The organism is Amycolatopsis bartoniae (assembly GCF_014191255.1).
GTDB classification, from domain to species: domain Bacteria; phylum Actinomycetota; class Actinomycetes; order Mycobacteriales; family Pseudonocardiaceae; genus Amycolatopsis_E; species Amycolatopsis_E bartoniae.
In genome coordinates, this window is the sequence record NZ_JACHWH010000004.1 from 342,715 (window position 1) to 369,477 (window position 26,763).

General features: G+C 70.8%; 27 protein-coding genes and 1 riboswitch. Of the genes, 18 read left to right on the forward strand and 9 right to left on the reverse strand.

What is annotated here, in order from left to right; all coding sequences use genetic code 11:
- The first annotated feature begins 1 nt into the window (after position 1).
- The 8 genes from FHX82_RS22970 to FHX82_RS23005 all read left to right on the forward strand — a co-directional run bounded on the left by FHX82_RS22970 (position 2) and on the right by FHX82_RS23005 (position 9,118).
- Complete coding sequence (locus FHX82_RS22970; RefSeq protein WP_145936584.1) at positions 2-829, forward strand: mycofactocin-associated electron transfer flavoprotein beta subunit; 828 nt, start codon at positions 2-4, stop codon at positions 827-829.
- Positions 826-1,608 carry a mycofactocin-coupled SDR family oxidoreductase gene (locus FHX82_RS22975; protein WP_145936583.1) on the forward strand — a complete coding sequence of 261 codons (783 nt, stop codon included), beginning with the start codon at positions 826-828 and terminating at the stop codon, positions 1,606-1,608. The genes FHX82_RS22970 and FHX82_RS22975 overlap by 4 nt, the downstream gene beginning before the upstream one ends.
- Complete coding sequence (gene mftF, locus FHX82_RS22980; RefSeq protein WP_145936582.1) at positions 1,605-2,927, forward strand: mycofactocin biosynthesis glycosyltransferase MftF; 1,323 nt, start codon at positions 1,605-1,607, stop codon at positions 2,925-2,927. The genes FHX82_RS22975 and mftF overlap by 4 nt, the downstream gene beginning before the upstream one ends.
- Positions 2,924-3,628: a mycofactocin biosynthesis peptidyl-dipeptidase MftE gene (gene mftE / locus FHX82_RS22985; protein WP_145936581.1), complete on the forward strand. Its 705-nt coding sequence runs from the start codon at positions 2,924-2,926 to the stop codon at positions 3,626-3,628. The genes mftF and mftE overlap by 4 nt, the downstream gene beginning before the upstream one ends.
- Before the next feature lie 7 nt (positions 3,629-3,635).
- The gene (locus FHX82_RS22990) at positions 3,636-4,751 is read left to right on the forward strand and encodes an NDMA-dependent alcohol dehydrogenase (RefSeq protein ID WP_145936580.1); all 1,116 of its coding nucleotides are present in this window, start codon (positions 3,636-3,638) and stop codon (positions 4,749-4,751) included.
- A 216-nt stretch (positions 4,752-4,967) separates the two neighbouring features.
- The gene (locus FHX82_RS22995) at positions 4,968-7,274 is read left to right on the forward strand and encodes a xanthine dehydrogenase family protein molybdopterin-binding subunit (protein WP_145936579.1); all 2,307 of its coding nucleotides are present in this window, start codon (positions 4,968-4,970) and stop codon (positions 7,272-7,274) included.
- Positions 7,275-7,284: 10 nt separating this feature from the next.
- Positions 7,285-7,761, forward strand: coding sequence for a (2Fe-2S)-binding protein (locus FHX82_RS23000; protein WP_145936578.1), 477 nt, complete (start codon positions 7,285-7,287; stop codon positions 7,759-7,761).
- A 148-nt stretch (positions 7,762-7,909) separates the two neighbouring features.
- A complete protein-coding gene (locus tag FHX82_RS23005; protein ID WP_145936629.1) occupies positions 7,910-9,118 on the forward strand; it encodes a PucR family transcriptional regulator in 1,209 nt (402 codons plus the stop codon).
- Between the two features lie 9 nt (positions 9,119-9,127).
- On the opposite strand, the gene FHX82_RS23010 is transcribed toward FHX82_RS23005, so the two are convergent.
- Complete coding sequence (locus FHX82_RS23010; protein ID WP_145936577.1) at positions 9,128-9,391, reverse strand: DUF4235 domain-containing protein; 264 nt, start codon at positions 9,389-9,391, stop codon at positions 9,128-9,130.
- Positions 9,392-9,519: 128 nt separating this feature from the next.
- Here FHX82_RS23010 and FHX82_RS23015 point away from each other — a divergent pair, with 128 nt between their 5' ends.
- From FHX82_RS23015 to FHX82_RS23040, 6 genes are all read left to right on the forward strand, one after another.
- Positions 9,520-9,891 carry a cold-shock protein gene (locus FHX82_RS23015; RefSeq protein ID WP_145936576.1) on the forward strand — a complete coding sequence of 124 codons (372 nt, stop codon included), beginning with the start codon at positions 9,520-9,522 and terminating at the stop codon, positions 9,889-9,891.
- A gap of 60 nt (positions 9,892-9,951) precedes the next feature.
- Positions 9,952-11,142, forward strand: a complete 1,191-nt coding sequence (locus FHX82_RS23020; RefSeq protein ID WP_145936575.1) for a zinc-dependent alcohol dehydrogenase — start codon at positions 9,952-9,954, stop codon at positions 11,140-11,142.
- Positions 11,143-11,277: 135 nt separating this feature from the next.
- Entirely contained in the window at positions 11,278-11,952 is a 675-nt protein-coding gene (locus FHX82_RS23025; RefSeq protein ID WP_145936574.1) for a PAS and ANTAR domain-containing protein, read from the forward strand.
- Between the two features lie 54 nt (positions 11,953-12,006).
- On the forward strand, positions 12,007-12,465 hold the full coding sequence (locus tag FHX82_RS23030; RefSeq protein ID WP_145936573.1) for an SRPBCC family protein: 459 nt from the start codon (positions 12,007-12,009) through the stop codon (positions 12,463-12,465).
- A gap of 3 nt (positions 12,466-12,468) precedes the next feature.
- Complete coding sequence (locus FHX82_RS23035) at positions 12,469-13,110, forward strand: UdgX family uracil-DNA binding protein (protein ID WP_145936572.1); 642 nt, start codon at positions 12,469-12,471, stop codon at positions 13,108-13,110.
- A 14-nt stretch (positions 13,111-13,124) separates the two neighbouring features.
- Positions 13,125-13,204, forward strand: a riboswitch (ZMP/ZTP riboswitch).
- Between the two features lie 21 nt (positions 13,205-13,225).
- On the forward strand, positions 13,226-14,074 hold the full coding sequence (locus FHX82_RS23040) for a bifunctional 5,10-methylenetetrahydrofolate dehydrogenase/5,10-methenyltetrahydrofolate cyclohydrolase (RefSeq protein WP_145936571.1): 849 nt from the start codon (positions 13,226-13,228) through the stop codon (positions 14,072-14,074).
- 13 nt (positions 14,075-14,087) lie between these two features.
- On the opposite strand, the gene FHX82_RS23045 is transcribed toward FHX82_RS23040, so the two are convergent.
- The 4 genes from FHX82_RS23045 to FHX82_RS23060 all read right to left on the reverse strand — a co-directional run bounded on the left by FHX82_RS23045 (position 14,088) and on the right by FHX82_RS23060 (position 19,704).
- Complete coding sequence (locus FHX82_RS23045; RefSeq protein WP_229881426.1) at positions 14,088-15,374, reverse strand: cytochrome P450; 1,287 nt, start codon at positions 15,372-15,374, stop codon at positions 14,088-14,090.
- A complete protein-coding gene (locus FHX82_RS23050) occupies positions 15,371-16,279 on the reverse strand; it encodes an alpha/beta hydrolase (protein ID WP_229881429.1) in 909 nt (302 codons plus the stop codon). Before FHX82_RS23050 ends, FHX82_RS23045 begins: the two co-directional genes overlap by 4 nt.
- A 30-nt stretch (positions 16,280-16,309) precedes the next feature.
- Complete coding sequence (locus tag FHX82_RS23055) at positions 16,310-18,334, reverse strand: CocE/NonD family hydrolase (protein ID WP_145936570.1); 2,025 nt, start codon at positions 18,332-18,334, stop codon at positions 16,310-16,312.
- A gap of 77 nt (positions 18,335-18,411) precedes the next feature.
- Positions 18,412-19,704, reverse strand: a complete 1,293-nt coding sequence (locus FHX82_RS23060) for an ATP-grasp domain-containing protein (RefSeq protein WP_145936569.1) — start codon at positions 19,702-19,704, stop codon at positions 18,412-18,414.
- Between the two features lie 66 nt (positions 19,705-19,770).
- Here FHX82_RS23060 and FHX82_RS23065 point away from each other — a divergent pair, with 66 nt between their 5' ends.
- The 4 genes from FHX82_RS23065 (at position 19,771) to FHX82_RS23080 (ending at position 24,576) form a co-directional block, all read left to right on the forward strand.
- Complete coding sequence (locus tag FHX82_RS23065; RefSeq protein WP_145936568.1) at positions 19,771-20,856, forward strand: DNA polymerase ligase N-terminal domain-containing protein; 1,086 nt, start codon at positions 19,771-19,773, stop codon at positions 20,854-20,856.
- 158 nt (positions 20,857-21,014) lie between these two features.
- The gene (locus FHX82_RS23070) at positions 21,015-22,493 is read left to right on the forward strand and encodes an FAD-dependent oxidoreductase (protein WP_145938643.1); all 1,479 of its coding nucleotides are present in this window, start codon (positions 21,015-21,017) and stop codon (positions 22,491-22,493) included.
- The gene (locus FHX82_RS23075) at positions 22,412-23,563 is read left to right on the forward strand and encodes a carboxylate-amine ligase (protein ID WP_145938644.1); all 1,152 of its coding nucleotides are present in this window, start codon (positions 22,412-22,414) and stop codon (positions 23,561-23,563) included. Before FHX82_RS23070 ends, FHX82_RS23075 begins: the two co-directional genes overlap by 82 nt.
- Positions 23,564-23,592: 29 nt before the next feature.
- Positions 23,593-24,576, forward strand: coding sequence for an iron-containing redox enzyme family protein (locus tag FHX82_RS23080; protein WP_145938645.1), 984 nt, complete (start codon positions 23,593-23,595; stop codon positions 24,574-24,576).
- A 42-nt stretch (positions 24,577-24,618) separates the two neighbouring features.
- On the opposite strand, the gene FHX82_RS37155 is transcribed toward FHX82_RS23080, so the two are convergent.
- From FHX82_RS37155 to FHX82_RS23100, 4 genes are read right to left on the reverse strand one after another with little or no spacing between them, the layout of a single operon-like run.
- Complete coding sequence (locus tag FHX82_RS37155) at positions 24,619-24,822, reverse strand: CDGSH iron-sulfur domain-containing protein (RefSeq protein ID WP_145938646.1); 204 nt, start codon at positions 24,820-24,822, stop codon at positions 24,619-24,621.
- On the reverse strand, positions 24,800-25,450 hold the full coding sequence (locus tag FHX82_RS23090; RefSeq protein ID WP_229881431.1) for a HemK2/MTQ2 family protein methyltransferase: 651 nt from the start codon (positions 25,448-25,450) through the stop codon (positions 24,800-24,802). Before FHX82_RS23090 ends, FHX82_RS37155 begins: the two co-directional genes overlap by 23 nt.
- 28 nt (positions 25,451-25,478) lie before the next feature.
- Complete coding sequence (locus tag FHX82_RS23095; protein ID WP_145938648.1) at positions 25,479-26,498, reverse strand: DNA topoisomerase IB; 1,020 nt, start codon at positions 26,496-26,498, stop codon at positions 25,479-25,481.
- 3 nt (positions 26,499-26,501) lie between these two features.
- On the reverse strand, positions 26,502-26,696 hold the full coding sequence (locus FHX82_RS23100; protein WP_145938649.1) for a DUF2795 domain-containing protein: 195 nt from the start codon (positions 26,694-26,696) through the stop codon (positions 26,502-26,504).
- Positions 26,697-26,763 lie beyond the last annotated feature (67 nt).

Sequence of the window (26,763 nt, forward strand, 5' to 3'; positions counted from 1 at the left end):
GATGCTCGTCGTGGCCGCTCTGCGCTGGAGCGATCAGCGCGCCGCCGTCGACCCGCTGACGGGCGAGGTCCGCACCGACGCCCGCACCAGCGGGGCGAGCGCGGCCGACCGGGCCGCGCTGGAGCACGCGCTGCGCCTCGCCGAGGCCTTCGACGGGCGGTGTCTCGCCGTCACCGTCGGGCCGCCCGAGGCGGAGGAGATGCTGCGCGAGGCGCTGGCCACCGGGGCGCACGAGGTCGTGCGGGTCGACGGCCCGGCCGCGACGGTGACCGAGGACGGCAGCGAGACCGCGCGGCTGCTGCTCGACGGCCTGCCCGACCGGCCGGACGTCGTGCTGTGCGGGGACTCGTCGGCCGACCGCGGCACCGGCAGCACGCCGGCGTTCCTGGCGCAGCGGCTCGGCGCGGCCCAGGCGCTCGGCCTCGTCGAGCTGAGCGTCGCGGGCGGCGAGCTGCGGGGCGTCCGGCGGCTCGACGGCGGACGGCGGGAGCGGCTGGTGTTCGGGCCGCCCGCGGTGTGCTCGGTGGAACCGGCGGACGTCGTGCTGCGCCGCGCGTCCCTGCCCGCCGTGATCGCGTCGAGGACCGCGGAAATCCCGGTCGCGCGGCCGGGCTCGCTGCGTTACCTGCGGGCCGGGGCGCCTCGCGCGTACCGGCCGCGAGCGCGTGCGTTACCGGCCCCGCGCGAAGCGGACCCGCACCAGCGGATGCTGTCGTTGACGGGTGCGCTGGTCGAGCGCACCCCGCCCACGGTCGTGCGGCCCGCGACCGCCGAGGAGGCCGCCCGCCAGCTGCTGGACTACCTGCGACGGCGCGGTTACACGCGATGAGCCGGGTGGCGGTGGTGACCGGAGCGGCGCGGGGCATCGGCGCCGCGGTGGTCGAACGCCTCGCCACGGACGGCTGGCGGGTCGTGGCCGTGGACGTCGCCGCCGACCAGCCCGGGTTGCACTACTCCTTGGGGCGCAAGGAAGATCTGGTCGCCCTCGCCCGTCGCTGGCCGGGCCGGGTGCTCGACCTGGTAGCCGACGTGCGCGAGCCGGAAGCGTTGACCGAAGCCGTCGCGCTCGCCGAGCGGGAGTTCGGCGGGCTCGACGCCGCCGTTGCCGCCGCCGCGGTCATGGCGGGCGGGAAACCGTTGTGGGAGACCACGGACGCGGAGTGGGACGCGTTGTTCGACGCCGGGGTGCGTGGAGTGTTCCACCTCGCCCGCGCCGCCGTGCCCGCGTTGCTGCGACGGCCCGAGCCGCGGTCGGGCCGCTTCGTCGCGCTCGCGTCCGCAGCCGCGCACCGCGGGTTGTGGCACCTCGCGGGCTACAACGCTTCGAAGCACGCCGTCGTGGGCCTGATCCGGGGCCTGGCCACGGATCTGCGTGGCACCGGCGTGACGGCCACGGCGGTGTCGCCGGGCTCCACGCGCACGGCGATGCTCGACGCGACGGCCGCGCTCTACGACCTCGACGACGTCGAGGAGTTCTCGCAGCACCAGCTCGTGGAACGGCTGCTGGACCCGGCCGAGGTCGCCGCCGCGGTGTGCTGGCTGTGCGGGGAGCAGTCGTCGGCCGTCACCGGAACCGTCGTGCACGCCGACGGGGGGTTCACGGCATGAAGCTGGAGGTTCGCCTCGACCCGGGAACGAAGGTCCTCGGGCGGACCCTGCTGGGCGGCGCGCCGCTGCGCGTGCTGCGGCTGTCCGAGCCGGGCGCGCGGATCGTGCGCGAGTGGCGCCACGGGGCTGTCGTGACCACGCCACAGCAACGGAAGCTGGCGGACAGGCTCATCGACGCCGGAATGGCGCACCCGCTCTACGGGGAAACGCACCTCACGCGCGCGGACGTCACGGTCGTCGTGCCCGCACGCGACCCGGAGGCGCTCCCGCCCGGCGCCGACGTGGTGGTCGACGACGGCTCCCGCACGCCGATTTCCGTTGCCGCGGAACGGCATCCGGTCGCACGCGGCCCGGCAGCGGCCCGCAACACCGGCCTGCGGCACGTGCGGACGGAACTGACCGCGTTCCTCGACGCCGACACCGTTCCCCAGCCCGGCTGGCTCGACAGTCTTTTGCCGCACTTCGAGGACCCACAGGTGGTCGCCGTCGGGCCCCGGGTGCGCAGCGCTCCCGGTTCGTCGGTGGTCGAGCGGTACGAACAGGCCCGCTCGTCGCTCGACCTCGGCGACGGGCCCGGCCCGGTCCGCCCGGGCGCGCGCGTGACGTACCTGCCGACGGCCGCGCTCGTCGTGCGCACCGCCGCGGTCCGGGAGATCGGCGGGTTCGACGAGCGGCTGCGGTTCGGTGAGGACGTCGACCTCGTGTGGCGGCTCGTCGCCCAAGGTGGCCGGGTGCGCTTCGAACCGGCGTCCGAAGTGGTCCACCAGCCGCGGAAAACCTGGCGGGCGTGGGCGAAGCAGCGGTTCGACTACGGCACCTCCGCCGCCCCGCTCGCGAAACGGCACGGGCACAAGGCGATCGCGCCGCTGAAGATCTCCGGCTGGACCGCGCTGGCGTGGGCCCTCGCGGCAGTGCGGAAACCCGGGCTCGGCGCGGCGGTCGCGCTGGGCACCGCGGCGTTGCTGCCACGCAAGCTCCGGCCGGTCGGCGTACCGCCCCGGGAAGCGCTCACCCTCGCCCTGCGCGGTCACCTCGGCGCCGGGCGGTACCTCGCGGACGTCCTCACCCGCACGTGGGGGCCGGTCGCGATGCCGTTGCTGGCGGCGACTCCACGCGGCCGGATCGTGCTCGCGCTGGCGCTGGCCCGGCACCTCACGGAGTGGCGGCGCCTGCGGCCGGACCTCGATCCGGTGCGCTGGCTGCTGGCCCGCACCGCCGACGATTTCGCCTACGGCGCAGGGGTCTGGCGTGGTTGTGCCCGGGAAAGGACCGCCCTGCCGTTGGTTCCGGACCTGTCGAACTGGCCGGGCAGGAAATGAAGGACCTCGCCTGGCCCGAACTCGTGCCGCGCCTGCTCGCGGTGCCGCTCGGCGCGACCGAGCAACACGGCCCGCACCTGCCGTTCACGGTGGACACCGAGATCGCCGTCGCCCTCTGCGAACGGCTGGCGCAGCGGCGGAACGACGTGGTGGTCGCGCCCGCGCTGCCGTACGGCTCCAGCGGCGAGCACGCGGGTTTTCCCGGCACGCTCTCGATCGGGCAGGAGGCCACGGAACACGTCCTCGTCGAGCTCGTGCGCTCCGCGGACGCGTTCACCGGCGTGGTCCTCGTGTGCGCCCACGGCGGCAACGTCGAGCCGTTGCGCCGCGCGATCGCGAAACTACGGTACGAAGGCCGTGCCGTGCGCGCGTGGTGTCCCGACGCCCCGCCCGACGACACGCACGCCGGACGCACCGAAACATCGGTGATGCTCGCGTTGCGACCGTCCGCGGTGCGCCTCGACCGGCTGGAAACCGGTGTCACTGAGCCACTTCCTGCGTTGCTGGACCGGTTGCGGAAAGGAGGTGTGCGTGCCGTGAGCCCCACCGGGACGCTCGGTGACCCGCGCGGGGCGAGCGCGGAGGAAGGCCGGGAAACTTTGCTCCGGTGGGTGGAAAGTCTACTTAACGCTGTCGGGACGCTGGTTTCGGATGTCATGATGAAGCCGTCCGTGCCTGCGACCCACGTCACAAAGAGGTGAGAGCGTCGTGAAGACGAAAGCCGCTGTCCTGCACGATCCGCACAAGCCGTTCGAGATCGAGGAGCTCGAGCTCGACGGCCCCCGCGAGGGCGAAGTCCTCATCAAGTACACCGCGGCCGGGCTGTGCCACTCGGACCTGCACCTGATCGACAACGACCTCGTGCCGCGGTTCCCCATCATCGGCGGGCACGAGGGCGCCGGCATCATCGAGGACGTCGGCCCCGGCGTCACGAAGGTCAAGCCGGGCGACCACGTCGTGTGCAGCTTCATCCCGAACTGCGGCACCTGCCGCTACTGCGCCACCGGCCGCTCGAACCTGTGCGACATGGGCATCACGATCCTCGACGGCGGGATGCCGGACGGCACGTTCCGCTTCCACCGCGGCGGCACCGACTACGGCGCCATGTGCATGCTCGGCACGTTCTCCGAGCGCGCCACGATCTCCCAGCACTCGGTCGTGAAGGTCGACGACTGGCTCCCGCTGGAGACCGCCGTGCTGGTCGGCTGCGGCGTGCCCACGGGCTGGGGCACCGCGAACTACGCGGGCGGTGTGCGGGCCGGGGACACGACGGTCGTCTACGGCATCGGCGGGATCGGCATCAACGCCGTGCAGGGCGCGGCGCACGCGGGTGCCGCCAACGTGATCGCGGTGGACCCGGTGGAGTTCAAGCGTGAGACCGCGCTGAAGCTCGGCGCCACGCACGCGTTCGCGACCGCGGACGAGGCGCTGGCGAAGATCGCCGAGCTGACGTGGGGCCAGATGGCCGATCAGGCCCTGGTGACGGTCGGCGTGGTGGACGAGGACGTGGTGACCGCCGCGTTCAACGCCGTCGGCAAGGGCGGCACCGTGGTGGTCACGGGCCTGGCCAACCCGGAGAAGCTCACCGTGCACGTCTCGGGCGGGATACTGACGCTGTTCGAGAAGACCATCAAGGGCACGCTGTTCGGCTCCGCCAACCCGCAGTACGACATCGTCCGGCTGCTGCGCCTGTACCAGGCGGGCGCGATCAAGCTCGACGAGCTGGTCACCCGCCGCTACACACTGGAGCAGGTCAACGAGGGCTACCAGGACCTCCGCGACGGCAAGAACATCCGCGGCGTGGTGATGCACGAGGCGAACTGACCGCTTCGCGAAGGGCCCGGCGCGGAGGTGCCGGGCCCTTTTGTACGCCATCCGGCCGCACGTTGTACGACATTCAGGTGTGTCGGCGTCACAGTCTTGGCGACTCCGGCTGTCACCTCGTCACAGGAATCGCGCCGAGTGGCTACGGATCGTTGACCCTGCGGGCAAGCGCTTTCTATCGTGGCGGCGGTCACCGTCCGTGCTGAGAGGACTTCCATGGCAGATCACCGTCGATCGCCGCTGCCCGGAGTGGAGCGCCGCCGGTTCCTCGGCTACCTGCTCGCCGCGCCGACCCTCGCCGTCGCCGCCCGCATCGGGCTGGACACCGCGCACCCGGCTCCCGCGGCCGCCGCCGTCCCGTCCCCGCCCGAGCCCGCCGACCTGCTCGACCTCGGTGACGCGCTCACTCTCGCCGCCGCGCCCACCTCCGGCCTCATCGCGTTGCAGGTCAACCGCGACGACACCGTCTCGTTCGCGCTGCCGCGGGCCGAGGTGGGCCAGGGCATCACCACCACCATCGCGATGCTCATCGCCGAGGAGCTGGACCTGCCGCTGGACAAGGTGCGCGTCACCCTCGCCGACGCCCGGCCCGAACTGGTCTTCAACCAGCTGACCGGCGGTTCCAACTCGGTGCGGTCGATGTACACGCCGGTGCGCACGGTTTCCGCGATCGCACGGGCCCGGCTGCTGTCCACCGCGGCCGGCCAGTGGGGGGTCGCACCGTCCACACTGACCGTCCACAACGGAGTAATCAGCTCGCCGACGGGCCACACCGCGACCTACGGCTCGCTCGCCGAAGCCGCCGCCAGCAGCCGGACCGAGCAGGTCACCGCGCAGCCCAAGGCCGAGTCGTCCTTCAAGCTCGTCGGCACGCCGCAGAACCGGATCGACGCGCGGGACGCCGTCACCGGGCGCAAGCAGTTCACCATGGACCTCCAGCTGCCGGACGCGCTGCCCGCCATGGTCTGCCGGCCGCCGACGATCGGCGGCACGGTCAAGTCGGTGCAGAACCTCGCCGAGGTCAAGGCGATGCCGGGCATCACCGACGTCGCCGTCATCTCCACCGGCGTGGCCGTGCGGGGCCGGACCACCACGCACTGCATCGACGCCGTGCGGGCGCTGAAGGTGACGTGGAACCCGGGCCCGGTGGACGCCGAGTCGGACGCCACCGTGCTGAAGAAGCTGCGCGCGGCGACGCTGCCGATGGCCGTCCCACCCGTGCTGACCAGCTCGATCGACGCCGAGTTCACCTTCGCGTTCGCCAGCAACAGCGCGCTGGAGACCAACTGCGCGGTCGCCGACGTCCGGTCCGACCGGGCCGAGATCTGGGCCGGGCTGAAGTCGCCGATCGTCACGCAGGAGCAGATCGCGACGATGCTCGGGCTGCCCGTGACCGCGGTGAAGGTGCACGTCATGCAGGGCGGCGGATCGTTCGGCCGCAAGCTGTTCGGCGACGCCGCGCTCGAAGCCGCCGAGTTCTCGAAGAAGATCGGCAAGCCGGTCAAGCTGATGTGGCACCGCACCGACGACTTCCGCCACGGCCGCGCGCACCCGATGTCGCTCTCGCGGATCCGGGTGAACTACGCGCTCGGCAACGTCGTCAGCTACGAGCAGCGGCACACGAGCGTCACCACCGACTTCGGGCACGGCCTCGGCGAGCTGCTCACGGCCGTCGCCGCGAAGCTGCCGGTCGGGGACATCGGGTTCTCGCAGACGGTGTTCGAGCTGTCCCAGTCGATGCCGTACGACTTCGGCGTCACCACGCAGCTGCTCAACGAGGTGCCGCTCAAGTTCCACACCGCCAGCATGCGCAACGTCTACTCGCCGAACGTGGTGTGCGCGCGGGAGCTGGTGATCGACCAGCTGGCCGCGAAGCTGGGCAAGGACCCGGTGCAGTTCCGCCGGTCCTTCTTCAAGAACGACCGCTACCGCGCGGTGCTCGACAAGGTGGCCGAGGCCGGGCAGTGGGGGCGCAAGATGCCGGCGGGTACCGCGCAGGGCATCGGGTTCCACGCCGAGTACAAGAGCTGTGTCGCCGTGCTCGTGGAGATCGACTGCCGGCCGGAGACCGTCAACCGCAAGGTGCGTGACGGCGTGACCGGGCCGCGGGTCACGAAGGCCGTGATGGCCGTGGACGCCGGGCTGGCGCTCAACCCGCGTGGGCTCGAAGCGCAGATGATGGGCTGCCTCAACGACGGCATCGGCCTCGCGCTGACCGAGAGCCTGCACATCGACCAGGGCCTGCCGCTGGAAGGCAGCTGGGACAACTTCTTCTACACCCGACAGTGGAACACCCCGCCGGAGATGGAGATCTTCGTGATGCCCGCGACCGGGGAGCCCGGCGGTGCCGGGGAGCTGGGCGTCGCGAGCTCGTTCGCCGCGGTGGCGTGCGCCTACGGGCGGGCGGTCGGGAAGATGCCCACCAGCTTCCCGATCAACCACGGCACGCTGAGCTTCGAGCCACTGCCCCGTGTTCCGTCCATTCCGGACTCGCCCGTCGACGGCCTCTCCTACGCGCAGTGAGGAAACTTCCTTGTCGCAACACAGTTTCGTTCTGAATGGCAAGCAGGTCACCGTCGACACCGACGACAACGTGCGCCTGCTGTGGGTGCTGCGTGACCTGCTCGGCGTGACCGGGCCGAAGTACGGGTGCGGCCTCAACGTGTGCAAGGCGTGCACGAGCCACATCAACGGCAAGGCGTTCAACCCGTGCTCCGTGCCCGTCTCGGACATCAAGCCCACCGACGAGATCACCACGATCGAGGGGCTGGAGGACGAGCGGACCGGTGAGCTGCATCCGATGCAGGAGGCGTGGCTCGCGCACGACGTCGCCCAGTGCGGCTACTGCCAGCCGGGCCAGATCATGATGGCCATCGCGAAGGTCCGCGCGGCGAAGGCCGAGGGCCGGGAACTCACCGACGAGGACTTCGACGGCATCCGGAACATCTGCCGCTGCGGCACCTACCACCGCATCCGCGAGGCGATCCGCACCGCCGAGGCCCGCATGTGAGCGAGGAACCGCAGCTGCGGAACGAGGCGAGAAGTCCTTCCGCAGCTGCGGTTCCGCGAACCGTCCACATTCCACTCGCGCCGTTCACGGGTTAGATTCGTCTTCCGATGGCACTCGACGGGGAGTGCCGGAAGTGAGGACGACGCCCATGCGGTACACGGGTGCCGAACCCGCGGTCGCGCGGCTCGCGGACGCCGCGCGCGCCAGGTTGCCGGAGCTGACCGAGACCACCTTCGCGGCCATCATCGGCGAGATGCGGGTCTACTCCGACGCCCGCTTCGTGTCCCACGACGACCTCCGCTCCTCCTGCGCCGCGAACCTCGCGTTCCTGCTGCGGGCGCTCGCCGAGCCCGGCACGCCCGACCTCAGCCAGGCCGCGGCCACCGGGCGGGAGCGGGCCCGGCAGGGTGCCCCGCTGCCGGAGCTGCTGCGGGCCTTCCGGATCGGGTTCACCGAGGTGTGGCAGCGGTTCGTGGAGAGCACGGTGTCCGATCACGACACCGGGGGCCTCGTCGCGGCGACCCGTGCGTTGTGGACACTCATCGACGACTACACCGAGACGCTGACCGAGGCGTACCGCGAAACGCTTGCGGAGATCACCAGGACGCGCCACGAACGGCGGCTCGCGCTCGTCGAGGCGCTGTTCAACGGCGCCACGGCGACCGAGGGAACGTTGTGGGAGATCGCCCGCCTGCTCGACCTCTCGCTCGACGGCACCTACCTCGTGGTCGCCGCCGAGACGCCCGGCGTGGGCCGCGAACCGTTGCCCGCCATCGAGAACGTGCTCGGCGAACGGCGGCACGCCTCGGCCTGGCGGCTCACCCCGGATCTCCAGGTCGGCGTGGTCTCGCTGCGTGACCCGGAGGCCGCGGAGCCGATACTGGCGCTGCTGAAGGAAAAAGCGAACGGGCGGGTCGGGGTGAGTCCGGTGTTCACGGGGCTGGGCAACACCGCCCGCGCCCTGCACCTCGCGCGCGTCGCGCTGTCGAGCCTCCTGCCGGGTGCGGCCGATGTCGTCCAGTTCGCCGAGTCACCGCTGGCCGGGCTCGTCGCCAGCGACCCCGAAGCCTCCGCCCAGCTCGCGCACGAGGTACTGAGACCCGTGCTGCGGTTGCCCGCGGAGGAGCGCACCGTCCTGCTGGCGACGCTGCGCGCGTGGTTCGACTGCCGTGGCTCCACCAAGTCCACCGCCGAGCGCGTCTACTGCCACCCCAACACCGTCCGGCACCGGCTCAAGCGGATCACCGACGAGCTCGGCCGCTCGCTCACCGACCCCGCCGACATCGCGGAGCTCGGTACCGCCCTGCGTGCGCTGACCATGTTCCCCGACGCCGCCCACCTGCCGCCGGGGCCTTAGGCGGAAAGGTCAGTCCTTCTCGAGTTTCTCGCCCGTCGCCTTCTCGAACGCCTGCGCCCCACCGCGGTCCACCACTGCCTTCACCAGCCCGAAGATGGCCCCCTGCAGCGCCGCCGCCAGCAGCACCTCCTGCATCTTCCGGTCGGTGGCCGTCGCCTTCGGGGCGTCGTCGTCACCCGAGATCGCCTTCCACGCCTGCTTGAACACCGCACCCGCGAGCACCCCGCCGAGCGCGCTGATGATGAGGCTCAAGGGTTTGTAGAGCAGTTTCATACTCGCGGGCTTACCCGGACGGGCGCACCTTCACACCGCCGTTGTGCCGGTGGCGGCGGAAGCGGTACCTTGGCGCGACATCTTGTGGGGCGGTTCTCGGCCCTCGATCCGAGGCGGGGTTTGCAGTGGTGGTCACGGGTAAGGTCGTGCGGTTCGACGAAATCCGCGGGTACGGTTTCGTGGCGCCGGAGGGCGGCGGTGAGGACGTGTTCGTGCACGTCAACGACCTCGACGTGGACAAGCGGCTGATCGCGCCGGGCACGGTCGTCGAGTTCACTGTGGAGGATGGCGAGCGCGGGCCCAAGGCGTCCAACGTCCGGGTCGTGCGCAACTCGCGCCCCGCGCTCGACGACGACTACCTGCCGCCCGGCCTCGACTTCCGCGAGGAGCTCACCGAGGCGCTGCTGGCCGGCGTGCCCACGCTCACCGCCGAGCAGGTGCTGCGGGTGCGCAAGGCCGTGCTCGACCTCGTGCACGACCACGGCTGGCTCGACGAGTAGGTTTGCCGCCGCCACGCCCGGCTAACCGGTGCCCGAAACGGGACACGGAAGGGGCTGGGCATGAAGGCGGTCGCGTGGCACGGCAAGCGGGACGTCCGGGTGGACACGGTGCCGGACCCGAAGATCCAGGAGCCGACCGACGCCGTCATCCGGGTCACGTCCTCGGGGATCTGCGGCTCGGACCTGCACCTGTACGAGGTGCTCGGCCCGTTCCTCGACGAGGGTGACATCCTCGGCCACGAGCCGATGGGCATCGTGGAGGAGGTCGGCTCGGCGGTGCCGAACCTCAAGCCCGGTGACCGGGTCGTCGTGCCGTTCAACATCTCCTGCGGCCACTGCTACATGTGCATCACCGGGCTGCAGTCGCAGTGCGAGACCACCCAGGTCACCGAGCACGGCAAGGGCGCCGCCCTGTTCGGCTACACCAAGCTCTACGGCCAGGTCCCCGGCGGCCAGGCCGAGTACCTGCGCGTGCCGCAGGCCCAGTACGGCCCGATCAAGGTGCCCGAGGGCCCGTCCGACGAGCGCTTCGTCTACCTCTCCGACGTCGTGCCGACCGCGTGGCAGGCCGTCGAGTACGCCGGCATCCCCGACGGCGGCAGCGTCGTCGTGTTCGGGCTCGGGCCGATCGGCCAGATGTGCTGCCGCATCGCCCGCCACCGGGGCGCCGGCCAGGTGATCGGCGTCGACCTGGTGCCCGAGCGGCTCACGGTCGCGTCGCGCTACGACGTCACCACGCTCGACCTGCGTGACCACAAGGACATCGCGGGCGCGGTGCGGGAGCTGACCTCGGGCCGCGGCGCGGACTCGGTGATCGACGCCGTCGGCATGGAGGCGCACGGCGCGCCGGTCGGGAAGCTCGCCCACCAGCTGGTGAACCTCCTGCCGCAGCCGATCGCGGCGAAGGTGACCGAGACCGCGGGCATCGACCGGCTCAGCGTGCTCAACGCGGCCATCCACACGGTCCGGCGCGGCGGCACGATCTCCCTGAGCGGCGTCTACGGCGGCATGGTCGACCCGATCCCGATGATGGAGCTGTTCGACCGGCAGATCCAGCTGCGGATGGGCCAGGCGAACGTGCGGCGCTGGCTCGACGACGTGCTCCCGCTGGTCCAGGACGACGCCGACCCGCTCGGCGTGGAGGACCTCGCGACGCACCGGCTGCCGCTGGAGGACGCGCCCGAGGCGTACCGGCTGTTCCAGCAGAAGCGCGACGGCGTGATCAAGGTGCTGCTCAAGCCTTCGGCGTGAGCAACCCGCGGCGGCGGGATTTTCCGGCGATCGGTGCGCGGCGCCTGACGATCGTCCGGCTATGATCTGCCTTCCTGGGACTGTCCAGCAGCGTGGCACCCGTGTACGAGAGCTTTGCACAGGAGCCACACACGCATGTCCACCAAGCCGGATCCGTTGTCCGCGCTGCCCGCAGGTCAGAGCGCCGACCAGGTCGGGATGTACCACTGGGACGTCCTGTCCGACACCTGGTCCTGGTCGTCGGAGATCTACCTCATGTACGGCTACCAGCCCGGTTCCGTCACCCCTGACCTGGGCATCGTGGCCAAGCACGGGCATCCGGCGGACCGGCCGGGCCTGGCGGACGTGTTCACCCGGGCCCGCCGGACGGGGCAGCCGTTCAGCTGCCAGCAGCGGATCGCGGCGGCGGACGACAGCACGCGGGCGGTGGTCGTGGTGGGCGACGTCGACACCACCGACGGCAGCGCGTCCGCGGTGCACGGCTACTACGTGGACCTGACGAGCGCCCGGCTGCGGGAGGCCGAGCACCTGTCCGAGCTGGCGGGCGAGGCCGCCGGGCTGCAGCGCGCGATGGCTTCGCGCGCGACGATCGAGCAGGCCAAGGGCATGATCATGTTCGCGTACGGCTGCGACTCGGCGCGGGCGTTCGACATCCTCATCGGCACCTCCCAGCGGGCCAACATCAAGCTGCGGGAGCTCGCCGAGGGGCTTGTCGCGGCCGTGCAGGAGCCCGACGAGCAGCCCGAACGCGCCCGGGAGTACCTCGAAGCCGTGCTCACGCGCCTCGCCAGACCCAGCGAGGACGTGTAGACCCCTCCCGCTGAGGTACCCGGCTGACGGGAACCACAGAAGGGAGCACATTCGATGAGCACGATCACCGAAACCGTCGATGTCGACGTCCCGGTGACCACTGCCTACAACCAGTGGACGCAGTTCGAGTCGTTCCCCCAGTTCATGGAGGGCGTCGAGCAGATCCGCCAGCTCGACGACACGCACCTGCACTGGGTGACGAAGGTCGGTGGCGCCACCCGTGAGTTCGACGCGACGATCACCGAGCAGCACCCGGACGAGCGGGTCGCGTGGAAGTCCGACAGCGGCCCCAACCACGGCGGTGTGGTCACGTTCCACCGGCTGAGCGACGCCACCACCCGGGTCACCGCGCAGATGGACGTGGACCCCGAGGGCTTCGTCGAGCAGGTCGGCGACAAGCTGGGCGTGCTGAACCGCCGCGTGAAGGGCGACCTGCGTCGCTTCAAGGAGTTCATCGAGCACCGCGGCGGCGAGACCGGCTCCTGGCGCGGTGACGTCCAGCGGCCGAGCTGAGCCGTGGCCGCGAAGACCAGGCGGGACGCCTCCGAGTTCGTGCCGGACAGCATTGAGCTGTCCCGGCTCCGGGAGGCGTCCCGTTCCTGCCGTGGGTGCGATCTGTACCAGGACGCGACCCAGACGGTCTTCGGCGAGGGACCGCGGCAGGCCGACGTGCTGGTGCTGGGGGAGCAGCCGGGAGACCGGGAAGACCGTGAAGGCGAACCGTTCGTCGGCCCGGCGGGCAAACTGCTCGACCGCGCCCTCGTCGAAGCGGGCATCGACCGCGAGCGGGTGTACGTCACGAACGCGGTGAAGCACTTCAAGTTCACCCGCTCGGAGCGGGGCAAGCAGCGCATCCACAAGAAGCCCGCCCGGGGTGAGATCGTCGCCTGCAGGCCATGGTTGCTGGCCGAGTTGAAGGCGGTGCAGCCGAAGCTGGTGGTACTGCTGGGCGCGACGGCGGCGTCGTCGCTGATGGGGCCTTCGTTCCGGGTGACCGAGCACCGCGGGGAGCTGATCGAGGCACCGGAGGAGTTCGGCGGGTGCCCGGAACGGGTGTTGCCCACGGTGCACCCGTCGTCGGTGCTGAGGGCCCCGGACCGGGACGAGGCGTACGCGGCGCTGGTCAAGGATTTGAAGGAAGTACCGCGCGGGCTTTGAGAACCGTTATGCTGGTTTCGGGCCGTGACTGGCGTTCGGGTGGAGTACCACCGGGGAGCGGCCCGGCCTGTAGCCGCGCGCCTGGGTGATCCGACCTCTTTCCGAGGAGCGTGACATGCCCAGGCTGATGAACGGCGCCGAGCTGGCCGGCGAAATCGTCGAGCGGGCCGCGAAGCGGGCGGCGAGCTTTCTGGAGAAGACGGGCCGCAAGCCCTGTCTGGCCACGGTGCTGGTGGGCGACGACCCCGCTTCGGTGACGTACGTGCGGATGAAGCAGCGGCGGTGCGCGGGGGCGGGGGTCGAATCACGGCACGTGCAGCTTCCTGCTGCCACGACGACTGCGGAGGCCGTGGCGCAGGTGCGCGAGCTGTCGGAAGATCCGGCGGTGGACGGAATTCTGGTGCAGCACCCGGTTCCGGCGCACGTCGACGAGCGGGCCGTGTTCGAGGCGATCGCCCCGGGAAAGGACGTCGACGGCGTCACGATGCACTCGTTCGCCGCGATGGCGCTGGGGGAACCGGGTTTCCTGTCGTGCACGCCGGGCGGGATCCTGCGGTTGCTGGACGCGCACGGGGTGGAGATCGAGGGCAAGCACGCGGTGGTGATCGGCCGCAGTCCCATCCTGGGCAAGCCCGCGGCGTTGCTGCTGCTGGCCCGCAACGCGACGGTGACCGTGTGCCATTCCCGGACCGCGGACCTGAAGGCGGTGGTGCGCACGGCGGACATCGTGGTAGCGGCGGTGGGGAAGCCGGAGTTCGTCCGCGGGGAGTGGCTGAAGCCCGGTGCCGCGGTGGTTGACGCCGGGTACAACCCCGGGAACGTGGGGGACGTGGACTTCAAGTCGGCGGAGCCGGTGGCCGGCTGGCTGACCCCGGTGCCAGGCGGTGTGGGGCCGACGACCATCGCGGTGCTGCTGGAGCAAACAGTGGAGGCGGCATGGGAAGGCAACTCCACTCCCCGGTGACGGCCATCCAACATCAGCGTTTGGGGCGTACGGAGAAGGTCAAGCCGAAGTTGTCCAGTGTGGACGGTTGTTTGTGGGCTGGGCCCAGGCGTTGGCCCGAGGTGAGCAGGTAGTCGCGGCTTTCCATCAACGCCGCCAGGAGGATGCTGGTCACCATCAGTACCAGGTTCCGTGCCGGGCATTCGCCTGGGCCCGCGCTGAACGGGACCAGCGCCGGGTTCTGCTGGGCCCTGCCGTCCAGCCAGATCTCCGGCGCGAAGCTGTGGGCGTAGGGCAGGTTCTGGTCGTCCCGGTGGAAGAACGGGGTGTACACCAGTATCCCCGTTCCCTCTGGCAGGCCCTCGACTTCCTTCGTCGTGTCGCGCAGGATTGCCGGGGTTGTCGGCCAGAGGCGCACCGTGTCCAGGATGCTCGCCCTCAGGTACGGCAGGTCCGGTGTGGACGGTGCCTCTTCGATCGCGAGCTGGCGGGCGTGGGGGTGCGTCGCCAGCAACGCGAGAGCGCGGAAGGCCACCATGCCCGCCGCGTCGAAGGCGAACAGCCAGTGGCCCACCTGGCTCGCCGGATCGTCGTCCTCCGTCTTCGGGGTCCGCGCGATCACCTCGGCCAGGCTGCCTTCCTCCGCACGCTTGAGGTGCCCCCGCAAGCGGCCCAGAACGCGCTCCTGCAAACCCGCGTGGCGTGGCGAAAGGTAGGACCAGTTCGCCGACAACCGCAAGCGGCCCAACAGGTCCGTGGTCGTCTCGTCGTCACGGGCGCTGTCGCCCAGCACAATCCTGCGGACGATTCGCCACCACACCGTCGCGTACTGGTCCCAGTCCAGCACCCCGGACGTCGGCAGCGCCGCGACCTCCTGCCGGACCCGTTCGATCACCAGCGGCGTCAGGTGGTGCAGCGGCTGTGGCGTCTCCAGCGCTTTCTCGTTGAACTCACGCCGACGAGCACGGGCCCCGCCCTCCGAAATCAACACGCCGTGCGGCTGGAACTTGTCCAGCGCACGGCGTTTCTCCAGGTTCGCCGGGCTGAACGGCTCCGGCGACTCCGCCAGCACGTGACCGACCTCGTCGGCCGACAGCACCAGCGCGAACGACCGTCCCGGCACCGCCAGGCGCAACAGCGGCACGTCGTACTTCGCCCGCAGGTCCTGCATGATCTGCACGGCACTGGTGTCGGCCTGCACCTTCTCCAGCAGCCTCATTACCTTCGGCCGGCGCTTGATCACGCCACCCGCCAGCGTCGGGCCCAGCACGCCCGTGGCCACCTTCACCGTGTCGAGCCGGGAAGCGGTCGGTGCGCTCACGCGCGTCCTCCTCTGACGACCAGGTGCGCGATGCGCGCCGAAGCCTGCTTCGCCTCCGGGAAACTCGCGATCATCCAGGCGTGGAACATGTCCGGGTACTCCCAGTACTCCACGGGCACACCGTGCGCCGCCGCCTTGTCGCGGAAACGGCGCGCGTCCGACAGCAGCACGTCACGGGTGCCGACGAACACGCTCAGCGAACCGAGCCCGGTGACGTCGCCGTTGAGCGGGCTCACCAGGGGATCGGCGGGGTCGAGCCCGCCCGCGTAGAGCCGCCCGGCCTCCAGCAGGCCGTTGATCGCGAGGTACGGGTCGTGCCGGTCGTATTCGAGCTGCGCCGGGTCGCTCATCGTGATGTCCAGCCACGGCGACAGCAGCACGATCTCCTTCGGCTGCGGACTGCCCTCGTCCCGCAGCGACTGGGCGAGCACCAGCGCGAGCCCGCCGCCCGCCGAGTCGCCCATCAGGATCTGGTCGTCACTCGCCAGCCCGCTCAGCTTCTCCTTGTACACCGCCTTGATCACGGAGATCGTGTCGTTGTAGCGGTTGTCGGGCGCGAGTGGATACAGCGGCGCGGTCGCCGTGCAACCCGTCTCGCTGACGAGCCGCGCGAGGAACGACCAGTGGTCCTTCTGGATCTGGTGCACGTAGGCGCCACCGTGGAAGTACAGCACGTGCCGCGACGAGTAGCCCCGCCGCGGCCGCAGCGTGTACACCGGCCGGTCGTGGATTTCCTGCTTGGTCACCAGGACGCGTTCGCGGACCGAGGCAGGCGGCTCCGCGTCGTCGGGCCGCTGCCTCGGCTCCATGCTGCGATGCAGCGCGGCCACGTCGGCGAAAGTCTTCTTCCGCCGGGTGAGGCGCATCGCCGCGATCATGGCTCTCGCGTGCAGACTCGGTTTCACACCGACGGGGTTACCCGGACTCCTGCTCGATCACACGTGGTCCCGCGGGAAGGTGTACCGCCAGTTCCGCGAAAACGCCCGGTGCGGGCCCTCGTAACCGTCCAGCGTCGCGTGCAGCACGAACTCGTCCGGAGTGCACGTGAGCAGGATCTTCGTGTCCGTCCGTGCTTCCCAGTCGCCGCGCGAGAACGTCATCGACCAGTCGGTTTCGCCCGCGGGCGAGGCGAAGTCGTCGGCCACGGAGGTGTACCGCTCGTAAGCGCACCGCGACACCTCCAGGTCGATGTCGTCGAACCGCTCGGTGCCCGCGTCCTTGAGGATCTCCAGCGTCTGCTCGTAGTTCACCAGGTCACGCGAGACCTGCCACTTCTGCCGCGTCGGCTTGACCTGCGTGGTGGAGATCGGCTGCGCGCCCTCGGGCTCGTCGAACACGTGCGCGCCGACCTCGTCGGTTTCCGTCGTCGGCCGCACCGGCAGGGTCAGGTTGCTTGATCCCGTGTGGACGGTCAGGCGCGCGGCTTCCGGTGGCGGCCAGGCCAGCGGCCAGTACGACGTGGACAGCGACAGCCGGATGCGGTGCCCCGGCGGAAACGCCTGCGCCACCCCGTTGAGCGTGATCTCCACCTGGTACCGCTTGCCCGGTTCGAGTGGTTGTGGATCGTCGTGCCCGTCACGGTGGGTGAGGTTCAGCAGCCCGTACGTGACCCGCGTGGCGCGCCCGTCCGGCGCCACGTCAGACAGCCGCGCGGCCACCATCGCCACGGGCTTGTCCGCGCACACGTCCAGGTGCACCACCGGCGCGCCGAGGATTTCGCACGTCTCGGTCAGCTCGTCGGTGTCGAACACCAGCGAACCGCCGTCCTCCTCGCGCTGGTCGTACGGCAGGTCCGGCGGCGCGTTGTAGGACGCCCACTTCCCGGCGAACTGGCCCACCGACAGCGGCGACTCGACGCTCAGCGCGCGCTCGGGGATCTCCTCACCGGGCTGCGCGATCCGGTGCGGCGCGAGACAGAGCGTCTGCGGCTTGATGTGCGGCGATGGCCACTCCGGCTCGCCGACCCAGCGGCCGGGCCGGTCCTCGTAGGCCGTCGACGGCGGCACGCTGTCCTGCATCCACGCCAGCAGCATCGGCCCTGCCATGACGTCGTTGTCGACGCCCTTGAGCCAGTGGTCCCACCAGCGCACGACCTCCTGCAGGTAGCCGATCGCCGGGCCGGGCTGGCCCAGGTGCGGGTACTTGTGCGACCACGGCCCGACCAGGCCCTTGCGCGGCACGTCGAGGTTCGCCAGCAGGCGCGTGACGGCGTTGGAGTAGCCGTCGGCCCAGCCGCTGGACGCGAGCACCGGCACCCGCACCGACGAGTAGTCCTCGCACACCGAGGCGTGCCGCCAGTAGTCGTCGCGGCGCTGGTGGCGCAGCCATTCGTCGACCCACGGGCCCGCCGCCTCGATCCGCTCCCGCCACATGTCGCGCCACCGGTCCCCGACGAGCGCCGGGTCCGGCGGCAGCGTGCTGTAGGCGAACATGGTGCCGGCCTCGGCGAGGTTGTCCGACAGCATGCAGCCGCCCATGTAGTGGAAGTCGTCGCTGTACCGGTCGTCGGTGAACGACGAGATGACGATCGCCCGCAGGCTCGGCGGCCGCCGGGCGGCGACCTGCAGCGAGTTGAAGCCACCCCACGAGATGCCCATCATCCCGGTGTTCCCGTCGCACCAGGGCTGCCGCGCGATCCAGGCCAGCACGTCCTCGGCGTCGCGCTGTTCCTGTTCGAGGTACTCGTCCACCAGCACGCCCTCGGACTCGCCCGTGCCGCGGATGTCCACGCGCACGCACGCGTAACCGTGGCCCGCCAGGTACGGGTGGTGGATCGAGTCGCGCCCGGCCGTCAGATCCCTTTTGCGGTAAGGAATGTATTCGAGGATGCCGGGCACCGGCTGGTCGTCGGAACAGACCGGCCGCCAGATCCGCGCGGCGAGCCGGGTGCCGTCGGAGACCGGTATCCACACGTGCTCGGACTCGGTGATTTCGTACGGCAGGGAGCTGACCGCGCGCAAGTTCTAGTCCTCCTCTGTGTCTTGCGGGACACCCGCACCCGATCGGCCTCGATGACCGGCTTCGCCATTATCGGTCATCAGGCCTCTTGGACGTCCTCGAACTCGAAGTGCAGCGAATCGATGGTCCGCTGGTACTTCTCCTTCAGTTCCGCTTCGCTGTCCGCGCCGACGTAGACGAAGGCCAGCTCGTAGCTGTAGCTGTCCTGGGCGTCCATATCGGACAGTCGCTGGCCCTCCTGCGGCACGAGGTCCACGACCACACCCGGGATGTCCCGCTGGATCCGCTCGATCTCCTCGTCGGTCGGCAGCCTGCGCACGATCCCGTCGGTGAACCGGCGGTGGTACCACTTCGCGCCGATCCGGTACTCGCCCTTCCCGTGCGGCATGTCCGGCCGGTTGCCCAGGCCCAGCTGCACCATGCAGTGGTGGTTGGGCACGCCGTCGACGAACTCGAACATCTCCGCGTGCGACTGCGAGTGCCGCGCGTTGATCTCCAGCACGTTCACCTCGCCCGTGTCGGGGCGGGCGAAGAACTCGATGGAGAACGTCGAGTTGTCGAGGCCCAGCTGCTTGATGACCTTCTTCGACACCTCGATCATCTGCCGCACCACCGGTTCCGGCAGCTGCGAGGGGTACTGGTGGCGCAGGAACGACGAGCTGTCGGGGTAGTTGATCGAGTCGAGCGCGCCGTTGACGACGACCTCGCCGTTGTAGACGTAACCCTCGGTCGCGGCCTGTTCACCCGTCAGCGACTCCTCGGCGAGGCACGCGAGCGCGCCCGCGTCGGCCACCTCCGGCGGCAGCTGCAGCTCCGGCGCGTGGTCGAGCACGTACTGGAACGGTTTGCCGACGCGCCCGATGCCGTCCCGGATCTCCGCCACCGCGTCGGCGAAGTCGTCCTCGTTCTTGGCCTGGAACGCCAGTTCCGAGGAGAACGACTTGACGGGCTTGAGCCACATGGGGAACGACAGGTCGGCGGGCGGTTTCTCGTCGCCGTCGAGGTCGACGAGCGCGAACTTCGGCAGGTTGTCGATCACCTTCGCCTGTTCGAGGCGGCTCCAGTACTTGTGCTCGGCCTTGATGACGCCTTCCAGGTTGGGGTGCGGCACGCCGTAGCGCTTGCCCAGGATCGGCACGATCGACGTGGACGGGAAGTCCCAGTAGCCCACGATCGCGTCGATGTTCCCGTCGAAGGCGTCCAGCTGCCGGACCGCCTTGTCGATCAGGTCGGCGATGGGGATTTCGCCTTCCTGGATCTCGGGCACGGTGAGCAGCGTGTGGTACCGGTAGTTCTCGGCTCCGGGCACCCGCTGCAGGGTTCTCAGGTTGTTCTCGTCCAGTCCTACGACGAAAATGTTCTTGGTAGTCACGCGACTTCGGGTCCCCGGGGGTGATCGCGGGTAAACCAACCCCCCGTCTGGGTTAGGGTGCTGGGCGTGGCGGATTTGAGCGAGTACCGGCGGAAACGGGATCCGAAGCGGACTCCCGAGCCGGTGCCTGCCGAGGAGGCGCTGCCGAAGGGCGACGACGACACGTTCGTCATCCAGGAGCACCACGCCCGCCGCCTGCACTGGGACGTGCGTTTCGAGCGCGAGGGGGTGCTCGTTTCCTGGGCGGTGCCGAAGGGTCTGCCCCCGTTGCCGGACACGCCGCGCCTCGCCGTGCACACCGAGGACCACCCGTTGGAGTACTCGACCTTCGAGGGCACGATTCCCGCGGGCGAGTACGGCGGCGGCGTGATGAAGATCTGGGACCGCGGCTTCTACGAGACGCTGCACTGGGGCGACCACAAGGTCGAGGTGGTCCTGCACGGCTCGCGGGTCAGGGGCAAGTACCTGTTCGTCAACCGGCATTCCCAGGAGGAACAACGGGACTGGATCGTCCGACGGCTGGATCCCCCGCAGCGCAAGGATTTCGCGGAGCTGCCGGAGTTCGTGCAACCGATGGTGCCGCGTAAGGGAAATCTCCCCGCCGATGACGCGGAGTGGGCGTACGAGTTCCTCTGGGCGGGGGAGCGCGCGCAGGCCCGGGTGGAGGGCGGGCGGCTGGAGCTGCGGGACGCCGACGGGCACGAGATCACGGAGCTGTACCCGGAGCTGAAGGGACTCGGCGAGGAGCTGGGCTCGACGGAGGTGCTGCTCGACGGCGAGCTGATCGCGATGGAGGACGGCCGCCCGAGCCCCGCGGCGCTGAGCAGGCGTGCGGAGGCCGCGGACGCCCGCGCGGCGAAGCGCCTCGTGACCCGCACGCCGGTGCTGTACCTGCCGTTCGACGTGCTTCACCTGGACGGCCGGTCGCAGCTCGACCAGCCGTACTCCCGCCGCCGCCAGCGGCTGCGAAAACTCACCCTGGAGGGGGAGAGCTGGCGCGTTCCGCAACACTACGTGGGCGGCGGAGAGGACGTCCTCGCGGCGGCGCTCGACAACGGCCTGACGGGCATCACGGCGAAACGCCTGGACTCGCCGTACGAGCCAGGCAAGCGCAGCGTGAACTGGCGAGTGGTGACCCGCAAGGGGCGGTGATTCGCGCCTTTCGGACACGGGGGCCGGGTCGGAGGCGATGCGCACTCGTGCCAACCGCCGTGGGCGCGCCAGGCCGGGGGCGCTCCGGCCCCGCCCCCGCCACCCTGGCCCCGCCCCCGGCCAGGTTTCACCCGCACGGGCGTGGGCACCCGGGGGCCATGCAGCTGCCCGACCCCCTCTCGCTGTGGGTGGACACCGCACCGGCGCCCGAGCGCGCCGCCCGGCCGTTGCCCACCGAGGTCGACGTCGTCGTCATCGGGGCCGGCATCGCGGGACTCACCACCGCCTACGCGCTCGCCAACGCGGGCCGCTCGGTGCTCGTCGCCGAGGCCGGGCAGGTCGCGGGCGGTGTCTCCGGGCACACGACCGCCAAGGTCACCGCCCAGCACGCGCTCAAGTACGCCTCCCTCAAGTCCCGCAAGGGCCTCGCCGGCGCCCAGCAGTACGCCCGCAGCCAGCTCGACGCCATCGACTGGATAGAGCGCACCGCCGCCGAGCTGAACCTCGACTGCGACTTCGAGCGCCGCGACAGTTTCGTCTACTCGACGAAGGACAAGCAGGTCGGCAAGCTCAAGGAAGAGGCCGACGCGGCCCAGGAGGCCGGCCTGCCCGCGAGCTTCGTGTCCGACGTCGAGCTGCCCATTACCGTCGCGGGCGCCGTCCGCGTCGCGAACCAGGCCCAGTTCCATCCGCGCAAGTGGCTGCTCGGCCTGGCCGCCGCGATCGAGGGCCTCGGCGGCACGATCATCGAGCAGGCCCGTGTGCAGCGCGTGGACGAGCGCCCCGTCCCGACGGTCCACGTCCGCGGCGACCAGGTCCGCGCCCAGGACGTCGTGATCGCCACGCACTACCCGATCCTCGACCGCGGACTGTACTTCGCCCGGCTGGAGCCGACGCGCGACCTCGTGGTGACGGGGGAGGGCGACGCGCCGGACGGCATGTACCTCGACGCCGACACCCACCACTCCGTGCGCGGCTACGACGGGCTGCTGATCGTCGGTGGCGAGCACTACCGCACCGGCGAGCACGTGGACGTCGAGGAGCGCTACCAGCGCCTCTCGGAAGTCGCGGCGACGTTCGGCGTCAAGAAGGTCACGCACCGCTGGTCGGCGCACGACATGTCCACATTGGACGGAGTGCCGTACGTCGGCCGCTACCACCTCGGCACCCGCCACCTGTGGGTCGCCACCGGCTTCGGCCAGTGGGGGATGACCGGCGGCACCGCCGCGGGACTGTTGCTGGACAAGGAGATCCGCGGTGAAGGCAGCCCTTATGCCGGGCTGTACGACCCCAACCGCTTCGACCTGCGCTCCGGCCTGAAGCTGGCGGAGAACAACGGCCAGGTCACCAAACACCTGGTGGGCGACCACGTGCGCGCGACCGTCGGCTCCGGCGAGCTGCCCAGCGTCGGCGAGGGCAAGGTGGTCCGCCGCGGCACGCAGTTCGTCGCCACCTACCGCGCCGACGACGGCAACGTGCGCAGTGTCAACGCCCGCTGCACGCACCTGGGCTGCCTGGTGGCCTTCAACAACGCCGAGAAAACCTGGGACTGCCCATGTCACGGATCGCGGTTCGGCACGGACGGCTCGGTCATCCAGGGTCCGGCGACCCGGGACTTGCCACCCGTCGCGGACTGACCCTCGGCGTCGAGGAGGAGTTCCTGCTCCTCGACCCGGCCACGGGCGCGACGGTGCCGCGTGCGGCCCGCGTGCTCGACGGGCAGCCACCGCTGCCGGACGGCGCCAGCCTGCAACGGGAACTGCGCGCCACCCAGGTCGAAGCCGCGACCGGGATCTGCACGGACGCGGCAGGCCTGCGCGAGCACCTCGCCCGCGGCCGGCGCTTCCTGCGTGAGGCGGCGAGCCTGCACGGTGCCGCCATCGCCGCGTCGGGCACCGCCGTCCTGTCCGGGCCCGCGACGCTCGGCGGCAACGACGGCCGGTTCGGCGAGATCGACGAGCTCTACCGCGGCATGGTCGCCGACTACGAGGCGTGCGGCTGCCACGTGCACGTCGGTGTGCCGGACCGGGAAACCGCCGTCGCCGTCGTGAACCACCTGCGGCCGTGGCTGCCGGTGCTGCTCGCGCTGTCGGTCAACTCCCCGTTCGACCACGGCCGCGACACCGGCTACGGCAGCTGGCGGATCGTGCAGCAGTCGCGGTTCCCCGGCGCCGGAATTCCGCCGTACTTCGCCGATCTCACCGCGTACGACGCGGAGGTCGGGCGGCTCGTCGACTGCGGTGCGCTGGTGGACGAGTCGATGTCGTTCTGGCTGGTCCGCCCGTCGAAGCGGTTGCCGACGATCGAGTTCCGCGTCGCCGACACGGCACTGACCGTCGACGAGGCGGTGCTGCAGGCGTTGTTGTCGCGCGCGCTCGTGCGGCGGGCGCTCGCCGACGTCGAGCGCGGGGTGCCGGCGCCGCGGCTGTCCGCGCAGGTGGCCGCGGCGGCGGTGTGGACGGCGGCCCGCGACGGACTGGAGGGCGCCGCGGTCGACCCGATCCTGGTTCGGCAGGTGCCCGCGTCCCAGCGGGTCGACGCCCTCCTCGAACACGTGGGTGAGGCGCTGGCGGAGACCGGCGACCTGGAGTTCGTGCGGGGGCAGGTGGACCGGCTCCTGCACGGGGGCACGGGCGCGCACCGGCAGCGGCACGCCGTGGCCGCCGGGCTGCCCGCGCTCCTCACAATGCTGACCGCGCAGGCGTAGTAGCAGGACAACGCGGGTATTCACCCGTTATGACGACTGCTGTTGCGGTACTGCCGGACGCGCGCGGCCCGCTGTCCGAGGCCGTGCTGGACTCGCTGCGCCACGACGAGCGCGGCGACTTCCCCGAGCTGCGGGAGGTCGGGGACGCCGATCCGTTCGGCGAGGACCTCCAGCTGGCGCTGCACGTGTGCTACGAGCTGCACTACCAGGGCTTTCCCGGCGTGGACCCGGACTGGGAGTGGGACCCGGAGCTGCTGCGCCTGCGTGGCGCGATGGAGCGGGTGTTCCTGGCCGGGCTGCGGGCGGCGGTCGCGGGCGGCGACGACGTCCAGGGCGAGCTCGACGAGCTGCTCGTCGAACCCGTCGACGGCACGGGGGTCAGCCACTACCTCGCCGACCGCGGCGAGTGGTGGCAGATGCGGGAGTACCTGACGCACCGGTCGATCTACCACCTCAAGGAGGCCGACCCGCACGCGTGGGTCATCCCACGGCTGCGGGGCAGGGCGAAGGCCGCGCTGGTGGCGGTCGAGTTCGACGAGTACGGCGGCGGCCGGGCCGAGCGCGTGCACGCGCAGCTGTACGCGGACCTGCTGGACGCGGCCGGGCTCGACTCGGGCTACCTGCGGTACCTGGACCAGGCGCCGGGGTGCATGCTCGCGGTGGTCAACCTGATGTCGCTGTTCGGGCTGCACCGGCGGCTGCGCGCCGCGCTCGTGGGTCACTTCGCGGCCGCGGAGATCACCACCGCGCCGAGCGCGATGCGGATGGAGAAGGCGCTGGACCGCCTCGGCGCCCCGGACGCGTGCAAACTGTTCTACACCGAGCACATCGAGGCCGACGCCGTGCACGAGCAGGTCATGCGGCACGAGGTGATCGGCGGGCTGCTGGCCGACGAGCCGGAGCTGGCGGAGGACGTGGTGTTCGGGATCCAGGCCACGAACCTCGTCGAGGCCCGGTTCGCCACGCACGTGCTGTCGGCGTGGCATTCGGGGCAGTCGTCACTGCGGTTCTGAAAGCGAAGGGGCCTCGCCGATCCGGCGAGGCCCCTCTTTCCGTCAGCGGCGGACTTTCCTGCGGTGGCTGGTGTCGCAGAACGGATAGCGCTTGCTCCGGCGGCACGCGCACACGGCGACCCGGAACCGGTCCGAGCACACCGTGGTCCCGTCGGGCAGCTCCAGTTCCACCGGCCCGTCGACGAGGATGGGGCCACCCGGTTCGATGGTCACGCGGCGCGGTTCAGCGTTCGATGCGGTCGGCACGGATCACCACCAGCTCCTCGGTCCGCTCGCCCGGCTCGATGAGCCCGGAGCTTTCGAGGTACTCGACGCGTTCCCGCATCACCGGGCCGAACGGCTCCAGCGCGCGGGCCACGACGGACGACTTCAAACCCTTGTCACGCAGGGATTCCAGGGTCTGGGACACACCGCAGAGCGCGGAGTGGACGATGAGCATGGTCCCGTTGGGGGCGAGCAGGTCGGCGGCCCGCTCGCACAGGGTGTCGAGGCACTCGCGCCCGTCGAGCCCGGCGTCCCAGGCCAGCGCCGCGCCCTGCGCCGGTTCCAGCGACGGGCAGGGCACGTAGGGCGGGTTGGCGGTGATCAGGTCGAACTGGCCCTCCACGGCGGACAGATCGCCGTGCAGCACGCGGACCGGCAGACCACGCACCCGGGCGTTGAACCGGGCACTCAGCACGGCAGGCAGGTACCGGTCCACTGCGGTCACCCGCCCGGCACCCTCGCGCGCCGCCGCGATGGCCGCGACGCCCGTCCCGGTGCACAGATCCAAAGCCCGGGCCGAGTGGCCCAGCCGGGCGTCCCGCAACGCGCTCAACAGCAACCGGGTGTCCGCCTGCGGGCGGTAGACACCGGGCAGTCTCAGCAACCACACTCGAACGTGGTACCTCCAGCAGGAGGGGTCAAACATGCGGCCGCTTGACGAGCAGCCTGATCACGGCCCGCTCCAGCACTTCGCGGTCCTCGTCCCCGCGGATGCCCGTGTCCCCGAGCCTGCGCAGGGCCCGCTCGACCGTGGCGCCCTCCTCGTAGGCGGCGACCACCCGCGGATCCACATAGGAGCGCTTCGCGACGGCGGGGGTGTTGCCCAGGTTCTCGGCGACCTCCCGCATCACCGCGGCCTGGGTGCGCTGCAGTCCCCGTTTGGACTTGACGGGCCCCGCGGCCGCGAACGCCGCCGCGGCGAGCACCGTCGCGTGCCAGGTCCGCAGGTCCTTGCCCGTGAACTCCTCGCCCGCGATCTCCTTGAAGCGCTCGTTGATCTGGTCGGCGTGCAGCTCGTGCCACCCCAGCTCGTCCTTGTAGACCAGCAGCCGGTCCGAACCGGACTCGGTGCGCAGCAGCTTCTTGATGACCTTCGCCAGCTCGGGGTCGGTGATGCTGTGGTTGCGTTCGATGCTGCCCTTGGCGTTGTAGCAGAAGGTGATTTCGTCACCGCGCACGGCGACGTCGGTCTTGAGCAGCGTGGCCGCGCCCCGGGTCCCGTTGGCCTCGGCGTACTCCTCGCTGCCGGTGCGGAAGACGCCGCGGTCGAGCATCCGCAGCGCGGCGGCGAGCACGCGTTTCTTGGTCAGCCCGCGTTCGCCGAGGTCGTCGGCGACCTGCTTGCGCCACGCGGGCAGGCACTTGGCGAGCCGCAGCACGCGGTCGTGCTTGGCCTCGTCGCGCTCGCGGCGCCACTGCTCGTGGTAGAGGTACTGCTTGCGCCCGGCGTCGTCGATGCCGACGGCCTGGATGTGCCCGTTCGGCCGCGGCGAGATCCAGACCTTGCGCCACGCCGGGGGGATCACCAGGCCCTGTACGCGCTCCAGCGTCTCCTCGTCCCGCAGCGGCTCGCCTTCGGGCGTGAAGTAGCGGAAGCCCTTTCCGCTCCTGCGGCGCCGGATACCGGGTTTGCCCAGGTCGCTTCTCGCGAGGCGCATGCGTCAGCCGGCTTCGGTCAGCGCGTGCGCCACCGCGTCGAGGTTCGGGTACGAGTCGTCGGGCAGGCAGCCGAGATGGCCGAGGGTGGCGTCGTCGGCGCCGTTCGCGGCCGCCTTCCGCAGCAGTTCGGCACGGTCGCACGGAAAGTCCACTTCGGACAGCAGCGTGCGGAGCCGGTCCTCCTCGGGCAACGTCATGTGTCCCAGATACCCCGTGTCCGCAGGGGCAAACCGGGTGGTCAGCGCCGAGCCGGGGAAATAAAAC

What these genes read in the sequence shown, in the direction of transcription:
- FHX82_RS23020 (WP_145936575.1), top strand. Translation starts at nt 9,952, where the DNA reads ATGAAGGCGGTCGCGTGGCACGGCAAGCGGGACGTCCGGGTGGACACG.
- FHX82_RS22975 (WP_145936583.1), top strand. Translation starts at nt 826, where the DNA reads ATGAGCCGGGTGGCGGTGGTGACCGGAGCGGCGCGGGGCATCGGCGCC.
- FHX82_RS23100 (WP_145938649.1), bottom strand. Translation starts at nt 26,696, where the DNA reads ATGACGTTGCCCGAGGAGGACCGGCTCCGCACGCTGCTGTCCGAAGTG.
- FHX82_RS23040 (WP_145936571.1), top strand. Translation starts at nt 13,226, where the DNA reads ATGCCCAGGCTGATGAACGGCGCCGAGCTGGCCGGCGAAATCGTCGAG.
- FHX82_RS23075 (WP_145938644.1), top strand. Translation starts at nt 22,412, where the DNA reads ATGTCACGGATCGCGGTTCGGCACGGACGGCTCGGTCATCCAGGGTCC.
- FHX82_RS23030 (WP_145936573.1), top strand. Translation starts at nt 12,007, where the DNA reads ATGAGCACGATCACCGAAACCGTCGATGTCGACGTCCCGGTGACCACT.
- FHX82_RS23005 (WP_145936629.1), top strand. Translation starts at nt 7,910, where the DNA reads ATGCGGTACACGGGTGCCGAACCCGCGGTCGCGCGGCTCGCGGACGCC.
- FHX82_RS23080 (WP_145938645.1), top strand. Translation starts at nt 23,593, where the DNA reads ATGACGACTGCTGTTGCGGTACTGCCGGACGCGCGCGGCCCGCTGTCC.
- FHX82_RS23070 (WP_145938643.1), top strand. Translation starts at nt 21,015, where the DNA reads ATGCAGCTGCCCGACCCCCTCTCGCTGTGGGTGGACACCGCACCGGCG.
- mftF (WP_145936582.1), top strand. Translation starts at nt 1,605, where the DNA reads ATGAAGCTGGAGGTTCGCCTCGACCCGGGAACGAAGGTCCTCGGGCGG.
- FHX82_RS23025 (WP_145936574.1), top strand. Translation starts at nt 11,278, where the DNA reads ATGTCCACCAAGCCGGATCCGTTGTCCGCGCTGCCCGCAGGTCAGAGC.
- FHX82_RS23010 (WP_145936577.1), bottom strand. Translation starts at nt 9,391, where the DNA reads ATGAAACTGCTCTACAAACCCTTGAGCCTCATCATCAGCGCGCTCGGC.
- mftE (WP_145936581.1), top strand. Translation starts at nt 2,924, where the DNA reads ATGAAGGACCTCGCCTGGCCCGAACTCGTGCCGCGCCTGCTCGCGGTG.
- FHX82_RS23095 (WP_145938648.1), bottom strand. Translation starts at nt 26,498, where the DNA reads ATGCGCCTCGCGAGAAGCGACCTGGGCAAACCCGGTATCCGGCGCCGC.
- FHX82_RS22995 (WP_145936579.1), top strand. Translation starts at nt 4,968, where the DNA reads ATGGCAGATCACCGTCGATCGCCGCTGCCCGGAGTGGAGCGCCGCCGG.
- FHX82_RS22970 (WP_145936584.1), top strand. Translation starts at nt 2, where the DNA reads ATGCTCGTCGTGGCCGCTCTGCGCTGGAGCGATCAGCGCGCCGCCGTC.